This is a genomic window from Nonomuraea sp. 3N208 (genome assembly GCF_052245935.1).
In the GTDB taxonomy this organism is placed as follows: Bacteria; Actinomycetota; Actinomycetes; order Streptosporangiales; family Streptosporangiaceae; genus Nonomuraea.
In genome coordinates, this window is record NZ_JBQQBR010000058.1 from 68,688 (window position 1) to 78,611 (window position 9,924).

The window sequence follows — 9,924 nt, forward strand, 5'->3', positions numbered from 1 at the left end:
CTTAGAACCCGCTAAATGCGTCGAAAGCAATCTGTGAGGCATGACATGCTGGATGACATGCGGGGACGTTCTGTCAGTCCCGTCTTCGTCGGGCGGGAGAAGGAGCTGGGGGCTCTCTCCGACAGCTTCGACGAGGCCAGAAGAGGCAAGGTGACAGCCGTCCTGCTCGGGGGCGAGGCCGGCGTCGGCAAGACCCGCCTCGTGCAGCGCTTCGCCGAAGGCTGCGCCGCCGACGGCGCACATGTGTTGTTCGGCGGGTGCGTGGAGTTGTCCACCGAGGGCCTGGCCTACGCGCCGTTCACCGCGGCGCTGCGGCAGCTCGTCAGGGAGCAGGGTCCCGCCGCGGTCGCCGGGTTACTCCCCGAGGGCGCCCAGCGCGACCTGGCCCGGCTGTTGCCCGAGTTCGGCGAGCCCAGCGGCGACGGCGAGACCGACGCCGGCCGCGCCCGGCTCTTCGAGCAGTTCCTCACCCTGCTGGAACGCCTGGCCGACGCCCGTCCCACGATCCTCGTCATCGAGGACATCCACTGGGCCGACCGGTCCAGCCGCGACCTCATCGCCTTCCTCAGCCGCAACCTGCACATCCCGCAGGTGCTGATCGTCATGACGTACCGCTCCGACGACCTGCACCGCCAGCACCCGCTCCGGCCGGTGCTGGCCGAGCTGGGCCGGGTGAACGGCGTGCACCGGCTCGACCTGCCCCGCCTGTCGCGCGACGAGGTCGCCCAGCAGATGACCGGGATCCTCGGCAAGGTCCCCGAATACAGCAGCGTCGAAAACGTCTACGAGCGCAGCGAGGGCATCCCGCTGTTCGTCGAGGCCATGCTGGAAAGCGGCGAGGACTGCGCGTTCCCCGAGTCCATGCAGGATCTCATACTCAACTCCGTCGAGCGGCTGCCCGAAGAGACCCAGCGGGTGCTGCGCATCGCCGCGGCCGGCGGCATCCGGGTCGGCCACGCGCTGCTGGCCGCCGTGAGCGGCCTGTCCGACGTCGAGATGGAGAGCGCGCTGCGCCCGGCCATCGCGCGCAACGTCCTGCAGGTCGCCGACACCCGCGCGTACGTCTTCAGACACTCGCTGATCCGCGAGGCCGTGCACGACGAGCTGCTGCCGGGCGAACACCAGCGCCTGCACGCCAGATACGCCGAGCAGATCTCCAAGGACCGCACGCTCGTCCCGCCCGGACGGGCCCCCGTGGAGCTGGCACACCACTGGTACGGCGCCCGCAACGACCTCTGGGCGCTGATCTCGGCGTGGGAGGCGGCGCGTAAGTCGTTCAAGGCGTTCGCCTACACCGAGGCCGTGCCGCTCCTCGAACGAGTCCTCATGCTCTGGGACCGGGTGCCCGACGCGGCCGAGCGCATCGGCGCCGACCACACCGCCGTGCTCGAGCGGGCCGCCGAGGCCGCGAACGCCGGCGGCGAGGTCGACAAGGGCATGAAGTTCGTCAAGGCCGCCCTGTCCGAGCTGGACGAGACCCGAGAGCCGGGCCGGGTGGCGCAGCTGATCGTGCGGCGGGCCGGCTTCAAGATGAACAAAGGCCAGATGGGGGTCATCGAAGACCTCAGGCACGCCCTGCCGCTCGTCCCTGAGGACAGCCTCGACCGGGCCGAGGTCCTCACCACGCTGAGCCGCCACCTCATGCTCCGCGGCGAGATCGCCGAGGCGAGCGAGGTCATCGCCGCGGGCCTGCGCCTGGCCAGGGAGCACGGCGACCGGTGTCTCGAGGCCGACCTGCTGATGAACCTGGCGCTCGGCCACTCGCTCAACGGCGAGCTCGAGTCCACCGTCGCGGTCAACGAGCAGGCGCTGGAGATCGGCCACGAGGAGCGCTCCGGCCGCATCATCACCCGGGCGATCGGCAACAACATCGACGCGCTGATCGACATGGGCCGGGAGGACGAAGCGATACGCCTGTCCGAGCAGGGCTGGCAGATCGCCAAGAAATACGGCAGGCTCCGCGGCAGCGGCCTGTTCATCATGAACAACTGGGCCGAGGCGCTGGAGTCGATCGGCCGCTGGGACGAGGCCATCGAGCTCGTCGACGCGGCGCTCAGCCATGGCCCCCACCTGCGCACCAGATACGCCCTGCTGCGGCTGCGCGCCGACATCGCCCTGGCCAGGGGCGAGCTGCAGCTGGTCGAGAGCATCCTGTCCGAGACCGGCGTACTCAAGGACCGCGCCGAGGACTTCGTCCAGGACATCACCAGCAACGCGCGCCTGCGCATCGGCTGGCACCTGCTGCGGGGCGAGCCCGACGCCGCGTTGACCGTGGCCGAACAAGTCCTCTCCCTCCCCAAGCAGTCGTCCAAGGCCATGCTGGGCTGGCGGCTGCTCGCCCTGCTCCGCATCGTCTGCGACGCCGCCGAGATCAGCGAGCCCGAACGTGCCGGGGCGGTCCGCGCGCACGCCGCCGAGGTGGCGGCCGAGCTGTCGGTGATCGGTCCTGTCGTGGAGGCGTACCGGCTGTCGTACATCGGCGACTTCGACGCCGCGGCCGCGGGCTGGGAGCGGCTCAAGCGCCCGCACAACCAGGCCAAGGCCCTGTTCCGGGCCGCTGCGGCCGCCGCGCGGGCCGGCGACCGTGAGGGGGCCGCCGTCCGGCTGAAGGTGGCGCTTCCGCTGGCTCAGGCGCTGCGGGCCACTCCGCTCGTCGAGGAGATCGAGACGTTGTCACGGCGGGTGGGCGGCGCGCCTGCCCAGGAATCTTCGGAGTTGTTGACGCCGCGCGAGCTCGAGGTGCTGCGGCTGGTCACTCAGGGCAGAACCAACCGGGACATCGCCGCCGAGTTGTTCATCTCGGCCAAGACGGTCAGCGTGCACGTGTCGAACATCTTGGCCAAGCTCGGCGTCACGACCCGCGGCGAGGCGGCCGCCGCCGCCCACCGCCTGTCCCTGATCTCGTAGCCGCTCAGGGCAGCACGGAACGCACGGCGGACTCGGTCCGTCCGACCACGGCGGACCCGTCGTCGGCTGTGATGATCGGGCGCTGGATGAGGATCGGATGCTCGGCCAGCGCGGCGATCCAGCGCTCGCGAGCGGCTTCGTCACGCGGCCAGGTGTCCATGCCGAGCTCCTTGGCCACTTGCTCGCCCGTCCTGGTGATGTCCCACGGCTCCAGGCCCAGCCGCCCTAGGACCTCGCGGAGCTCGTCCTCGGTCGGCGGATCGTCGAGGTAACGGCGCACGGTGTACTGGGCGGACTCGGCGTCCAGGATCGACAGCGCCGACCGGCATTTGGAGCAGCGGGGATTGATCCAGATTTCCATGTCTCCGATCATCTCCGAGCCGGTCGGCAAGAGCCTTGGTCCTAGAGGAAACTCTCCGCCAGGAGGGCCACGCCGAAGACGGCGAAGGCCACAGCGGCGCAGTACCGGATGACCTTCTCCGGGAGGTGCTTGCCCAGCAGGCGGCCGACGAGGATGGCCAGGGCGTCGGCCGCGACCATGCCGACGGTGGAGCCGATCCAGGTGCCGACCCAGCCATGTTGCGTCGCCAGCGTGATCGTGGCCAGCATCGTCTTGTCGCCCAGCTCGCTCAGGAAGAACGCCACGGTCACCGCGATCAGGGCGTTCCTGGTGGTGCGCTGGGCCTTGCCCGACTCCTCCTCGGTCAGCTCGTCCCCGCGCAGCGTCCACACGGCGAACCCGAGGAAGGCCAGCCCGGCCACCACCGAGATCGCGGTCGTGGGCAGCGCGTCCCCGATGAGGCCGCCTACGGCCACACTCACCAAGTGCACGACGGTCGTGGCGATCGTGATGCCCAGGAGCACGGGCCAGGTCTTGAAACGGGTCGCGAACGTCATCGCCATGAGCTGGCTCTTGTCACCGAGCTCGGCCACGAAAATGACGGCGAGGCTGATCCAGAACGCTTCCAACGGTCCTCTTCCGCGCGACCGGGCCGGAAGCAGAGACCCGGGGAGATTCGGGCACGACTTCGGCCCGGCAGCGTCTTTGTTAGTACGACTGCCAGGGCCGAAGGTCTCGTCCGCCCGTTCAAAGGCCCGCGTGACCGGGCGCGCGAAGGCGCCAGTATGTCGATCACGCGATTGGGACTACTCCCCTTCGTTGACCTGCACCTCGCCGGTATCAGCGAGGATTCCCGTCCCGCCTTCGGCGGGAACCCGCAGCACAGACGCCGCGAGTTGTGGAACGGGGTGCTTGGCGTTTCACAGACCCGACTGCTGTCTGGAGGTCTCCACGCCCAGAGACGACCGGCCTGGCCGCCTTGTGGTTTCGTTCCGTGCGGGCTTGGTTATCGCCTGCACGAACAAGATACCGAAAGTTCCGGGCCCCGCGCTACGCGCTCCCGTAACTCCAGTTCACCATAACAGTCCCGCCCGGACGCCTATTCCTGCAGGAGCGCAGAGGGGTGCGGGAAGGGGCGGCTATTCGCCCAGGGCGCAGCCGACCAGGACCGGCTCGTTGACGAGCGTGACGCCGAACTTCTCCCGGACCCCGTCCCGCACCTCACGCGCCAGCGCCAGCAGGTCGGCGGTGGTGGCGGCGCCCGTGGGGTTGGTCAGGGCGAGGGTGTGCTTGGTGGAGATGCGTACGGGCCCGCGCTCGTACCCCTTCGGAAAACCCGCCTGCTCGATCAGCCACGCGGCCGGCACCTTGAGCGACCCGTCGGGCATCTCCCAGCGCGGATGGTCGGGCGCACGCGTCGCCAGCTCCGCCGCTTCCGCAGGGGTCAGGACTGGGTTGGTGAAGAACGAGCCGGCGCTGCGTGTGTCGGGATCGTCCGGATCGAGCACCATGCCCTTGCCGCGCCGCAGCCCCAGGACGGCCTCACGGGCCTGCGCCAGCGGCACACGGTCGCCGAGCTCGACCCGCAGCCGCCCGGCCAGCTCCTGATAGGCAACCGGTCCGGACATTTCCGAAATCTCCAGCGCGTACGTCACCGCCAGCACCACATACCGCGCCAGATCACGCTTGAAGGCGCTGTCCCGATAGGAGAACCCGCACTGCCGCGCCTCCAGATCCACCACCTGCCGGGTGCGGCGATCGTAAGCACGCACGCACCAGACGGTCTGGGAGACCTCCTGCCCGTACGCGCCCACGTTCTGGATGGGCGTGGATCCCACTTGCCCGGGGACGCCGGACATGCACTCGATGCCCGACCAGCCCTCGGCCACCGCGCGGGCCACCAACGGGTCCCAGTCCTCCCCCGCCTCGACCGTGATCAGCACCTGCTCTCCGTCGCGCGAAACGGACACACCACGGGTCGCGATCTTGATGACGAGCCCGTCGAATCCCGCGTCCGACACCACGACGTTGCTGCCCCCGCCGAGCACCAGCGTGGGCGTCGCGGTCCTGTCGGCCTCGGCGATCAGGGACACGACGTGCTCCGCCGTAGTCGCTTCGGCGAATTCACGGGCGGGACCGCCCAGGCGCAGCGTCGTGTACGGAGCGAGCATTTCCATGGGCACCTAGCTTATGAGGCGCTCAGCATGCGCAGCACCCCGTCGTAGTTGCGCCGCGACTCGCGCTCCTGGTACTCGGCCGGAATATTGTGTGCGCCGAGCCGCTCCGCCGGCGGCGGCCCCGGGGGCACGACCAGCTCACCCCGCAGGCCGAGCGACAACTCCAGGTCCGCGTTGCGACCGTAATTGGCGTCCTCTGGCAACGCACCGAGCGCGGCCGATCGGCGGACCGCCATAAGCTCGCCGGTCAGCGCCGGCACCCTGCCCGGGCCGGCCTCACGCCCGTCGGCCGGATCCACGCCCCGCCACCCCGCGGCCACCGCCCCTTCCACGACGGCTGCCACCAGCGGGGTCAGCGCGTCGCCGCGGAGCACGAGCGAGGTCTCCATCAGCACGTGTACGTCCGACTCGTCCAACCGCAACAGTTTGGCCCGGCTCTCGCCCCAGGTGGCCGTGCCTCCTCGCCAGTGCGGCCGCTCGGCCACGTGCCAGACGGTGACGCGGTCCGGGTACCGCTCGGCCAGGTCGCCCAGCACGTCGCCGGCGCCGTCGAGGTTGCCCAGGTCGAGCGCGAGCACCTTCGCGCCCGTGTGGTCGATCACCGACTGAACGCAGGTACGCACGTCAGCGGGCCAGCCGTCGGCGAGCAGGCTCACGGTGGTCGTGACGCCCTTGATCTCCACGCGCTGCCGCTCGGCGTTGACGCCCAGGTCGTCGAGGCGGTTCGTGGCCAGTGAGGCGTCCCAGGTGCGCTGGGCGTGCAGCATGCCGTCGCCCGTGTCGCCGTGCTGGCCTGGGTCGCCGGAGAAGCCCAGCTCGGCGGCGGGGTTGGCGCGCGCGTGCGTGCCGGAGCCCGCACGCGGCTTGGCCCCGGCCGTGCCCACACCGGTCGCGGCGCCGCCCGTGGTGTCCCGTCCGGTTCCCGAGCTGCCCGCCACCTGCTCCAGACGGGCAGGCCGCAGCCGCCCGGGCGGTTTGGCGTCGGTCACGGCGGAGACGGGGATCGACCGGACCGTGGGCCATACCTGTCGCGCAGCTTCACTCATAGGCACACGGGTACCCATCTGAGGGAATTTGTTGCAAGACCGAGACCCGGCAGACGGAGATCTAGCCAATCGGTACACCTAGTACGGCAGCCGCCATTCATTAGTTGAGCTGGGAGTATGCGGTGGCTGGGCGGGTTCGTTGGCGGAACCAGCGGGCTCTCCTTGGTGTCGGCGTCGCTAGGCCGCCGGTGGGCGACGTGCAGGAGTGACCGGCTGATGGTGGGGGCGGCGTTGCATAGGCGCTTGATCTCGGCGATGGTCAAGGGAATCATCTTGGGGTCGGCAGGCGGGGGTTGATCAGGGGCGCTCGGCCGCGGTGTTGGGGAGTCGGTATGACGTCGGGCGGTGCGGCGGCGACGGCGCAGATCGCCACAGCAGCGCGGCCCGCGTCACCCGCGTCCAGCCACAGGTGGGCGTCGATGTTCAAGGTCGTGACTGCCTGAGTTACGCCCGGGCAAGTGTTGAATGTTCAGGCGGTAGGGTGCGGCTGCGATGAGCTGACAGGGGCATCGGAAGGGCGCGGTCCATGAAACGTGCAGGCGTCGTTTTAGACGACACTGAACGACTGCAGTGGGATTACACGCCGCTCGTGAGCGTTGGACCACTGCGTTTCGGAATGAGACATGACGAGGTGGTTGCTGCGCTGGATACGGACGTCCCTTCCAGCGTGTCTGACAGATGGGGAGTGCGCCATGCATGGTTCCATCTGCCCACCTCTTACGGGAGCGCCCTGACGACGTACTACGCAGAGTCCGGACGCCTGTCCTGCATCGCGGTTGACGCGCTTCACGGTCCTCAGGTGATGATGGATGGCCTTCGGCTGGTTGGACGTGTGCCGTCCGAGTTGGCAGATCTGTTCCTTGAACACATGCTGTCCCGGGGACTATCGGAGTCAGTCCGCGCCTCCCAGTACGGAGATCTCGGAGCTGACGAGCTTGGGCTCGTGCTGCGTGCGCAACGCGCTGGAGACATCCTCCTGACCCGTCCGGTCTTCGTTGCCCGCGAGTGGTCCGATCGTGTCTGTGACGTGACAGAGGGCTACGTCCCTGATGAGGAGTGGCGGGTGTACTGCTGACGAACGTACCGCCTGATCACTTGCGTCCTTCGCTCCTTCGCCGCAGGGCTACTACGGCAGCTGCCATGGATGGGATGCGCCGATGGTCGATGCGATCTTGTGATGGCGTTCCTGCGCAACAAGAGCAGCCGCTCATGATCATGTCTGTGTGACGAGAACAAGATCGAGAGCGGCTGCTGCCCTCATCGTAGAGGCCGCAATGGTGCAGCGGAACACCGAGCAACTCCTGACCACGCGCCGATGTTCGCCAGGATCGAACCGCGGATGCAAGCCGCCAAGTACATCCGCGCCGTGATGTCCGACCTGCCTAAACGCAACGGCTGGACGATCGCCGAGTGGGTGGGTGACCGCAGCCCCGATGCCACTCAGCGGCTGTTGAACCGCGCCAGCTGGGACACCGCCGGCGCGATGAGCGCCGTGCGCCGGTTCGCCATCGCCGGCCTGGACGCCGCTGCCCGGCCGGGCAGCCTGACCGTGGGGGTGCTGGATGAATCCGGTCAGGAAAAGAAGGGCACCGCCACGGCGGGCGTCAAGCGCCAGCACATGGGCTGCGCGGACGGCATCGACAACGGCGTCAACACCGTGCATTTGGCCTATGTCCGCGCCGGGGCCGGCCATGCGCTGATCGCCTCGCGGCAGTGGATCCCCGCCGAGCAGATTAACGACCCGGTCACGGCGATCACCATGGCTCTACCGCCAGAGCTGACCTTCGCCACCAAAGGCGAACTGGCCATCAACCTGCTGCGAGACGCCTTCTCTGACGGCGTGCGCCTGGACTTCGTGGCCGGCGATGAGGTCTACGGCGCGTGCACGACACTGCACACCTTCCTGGAAGAGCATGGCCAGGCCTACGTACTGCGCATCCGTGCCACCTTCACCCTCACTCTCGGCGGCGGCACCTGCCTGACCTGCGAGCAAGCCGTAACCAAGTACCTGAAACAGAGACGTACGTGGACCATCCACTCGGCCGGCGACGGCTCCAAAGGCGAGCGCACCTACGCCTGGGCCTGGATCGCCACCGCCAGTTCCTCCCACTACCTGCTGGTACGCAAGCACCGCACGACCGGGGAGCTGGCCTTCCACTACTGCTACGTCCCCAACGACCAGCCGGTCACCCTGCCTCGCCTGATAGCCGCCGCCGGCTTGCGCTGGCCAGTCGAGGAGAGTTTCGAGTTCGGCAAGGACCTGTTCGGTCTGGACCAGGCCCAGGTCCGCCTCTATGAGGCGATCCTGCGCCACACCGTGCTCGTCATGGCCGCCCTGGCCATCTGCGCGACGAGCGCCGCAGCGGCCCGACGCCGCACCGATACCCAGGCCCCGTCACCGACCAGCCCTGACCAACTGCCGCCCGAGGACCCCGGCATGATCCCGCTGACGGTCGCCGAGATCAAACGCCTGTTCAATGCCACCGCCACCAACACGCTGTCGTTAGAGCACGTCGCCCACTGGTCGGCCTGGCGACGCCGCCACCAAGCACGCGCCCGGTGGTTCCACCGCCGTGCTCGCCTGGCCACCGCATACTCCCAGCTCAGCTAACGAATGGCGGCTGCGGTACTAGCCTGACCTGGGCAAACTAGGGTTTTCGCCATCCGACTGAGGCGGACGTGCCGATCAGTCGTGGCTCACTACCGCCCCCGGGGAACCCCGGGAGCTTCTGACACACCCCTGGGGCAGCGCTGAAAGGCACGGCTGGTACTCCAGTGACACTTCGCGATCATCGGTGGAATCTGCGCTGGTAGTGGCAGCGTGTGGCGCTCACTTGATCGGCGTGAGCGCCACACCAAACGCTAAGTGTTGCGGAACAGGTTCCAGCCAACTCCGGGCGACAGCGACGCCCGACAGTAGTAATCCCTCCAGGTGTATAGGGCCTCGTAACGCGCAGCTGCCGCATTGCATTTCTTCGAGGTGGCGTAGCTGCGTATAAGGACATCTGCGCTGGCCGGAGCTGAACTGAGCAACAGCGTCATGCAAGTTGCTGCTGCCACTGTAGCCACCGTCAAGAATCGTCTCACGAAACACCCTTCTCTGGGCCGCGCAGTTTTACTGTCACACCCTGCGCGGCGAATCCTTCATGGTGGGCAGTATGGGTCGGCTTCGGCACCCGGCCGCCACGCTTACGGCCGCCGGGAATGGATCACGTACCGCAGCTTAGGGAGCAGCGGTATAGGCGCGGTATGTCGCTGGTATGCGGGGTGGGCCATCACTGCCACTACCAGCGCAGATTCCACCGATGATCGCGAAGTGTCACTGGAGTACTACTGAGGCTCCGCCTCGGACCGCCGAGATTGCCGGTTCCGCTGGCGATCTGGCATCGGTGAGTTCATCGTCACGACCATAGAAACGGTTGCGGTGGGTGGTCATCATGGCGCGAGTCGTGAC

Annotated in this window: 5 protein-coding genes and 1 pseudogene; 2 read left to right on the plus strand and 4 right to left on the minus strand. The window is 68.2% G+C overall.

The features are described 5' to 3' along the window. Window positions 1-57 precede the first annotated feature (57 nt). A complete protein-coding gene (locus ACTWPT_RS52515) occupies window positions 58-2,907 on the plus strand; it encodes a helix-turn-helix transcriptional regulator (RefSeq protein WP_443185081.1) in 2,850 nt (949 codons plus the stop codon). Window positions 2,908-2,911: 4 nt separating this feature from the next. Here ACTWPT_RS52515 and ACTWPT_RS52520 read toward each other — a convergent pair whose 3' ends face one another. The 4 genes from ACTWPT_RS52520 to ACTWPT_RS52535 form a co-directional block, all read right to left on the minus strand. Further along, window positions 2,912-3,268, minus strand: coding sequence for an arsenate reductase family protein (locus ACTWPT_RS52520; protein WP_443185082.1), 357 nt, complete (start codon window positions 3,266-3,268; stop codon window positions 2,912-2,914). 41 nt (window positions 3,269-3,309) lie between these two features. Next, window positions 3,310-3,876, minus strand: a complete 567-nt coding sequence (locus ACTWPT_RS52525; RefSeq protein ID WP_443185083.1) for a TMEM165/GDT1 family protein — start codon at window positions 3,874-3,876, stop codon at window positions 3,310-3,312. Between the two features lie 510 nt (window positions 3,877-4,386). Continuing rightward, window positions 4,387-5,424: a UDP-N-acetylmuramate dehydrogenase gene (locus ACTWPT_RS52530; RefSeq protein ID WP_443185084.1), complete on the minus strand. Its 1,038-nt coding sequence runs from the start codon at window positions 5,422-5,424 to the stop codon at window positions 4,387-4,389. A gap of 11 nt (window positions 5,425-5,435) precedes the next feature. Continuing rightward, window positions 5,436-6,413, minus strand: a complete 978-nt coding sequence (locus ACTWPT_RS52535) for a hypothetical protein (protein ID WP_443185085.1) — start codon at window positions 6,411-6,413, stop codon at window positions 5,436-5,438. Between the two features lie 1,331 nt (window positions 6,414-7,744). Here ACTWPT_RS52535 and ACTWPT_RS52540 point away from each other — a divergent pair. After that, window positions 7,745-9,081 (plus strand): annotated as a pseudogene (locus tag ACTWPT_RS52540) (IS701 family transposase). Window positions 9,082-9,924: the final 843 nt, after the last annotated feature.

Excerpts from the sequence above, each read along its gene's own strand:
- ACTWPT_RS52515 (WP_443185081.1), top strand. The coding sequence starts at position 58 with ATGCGGGGACGTTCTGTCAGTCCCGTCTTCGTCGGGCGGGAGAAGGAG.
- ACTWPT_RS52520 (WP_443185082.1), bottom strand. The coding sequence starts at position 3,268 with ATGGAAATCTGGATCAATCCCCGCTGCTCCAAATGCCGGTCGGCGCTG.
- ACTWPT_RS52530 (WP_443185084.1), bottom strand. The coding sequence starts at position 5,424 with ATGGAAATGCTCGCTCCGTACACGACGCTGCGCCTGGGCGGTCCCGCC.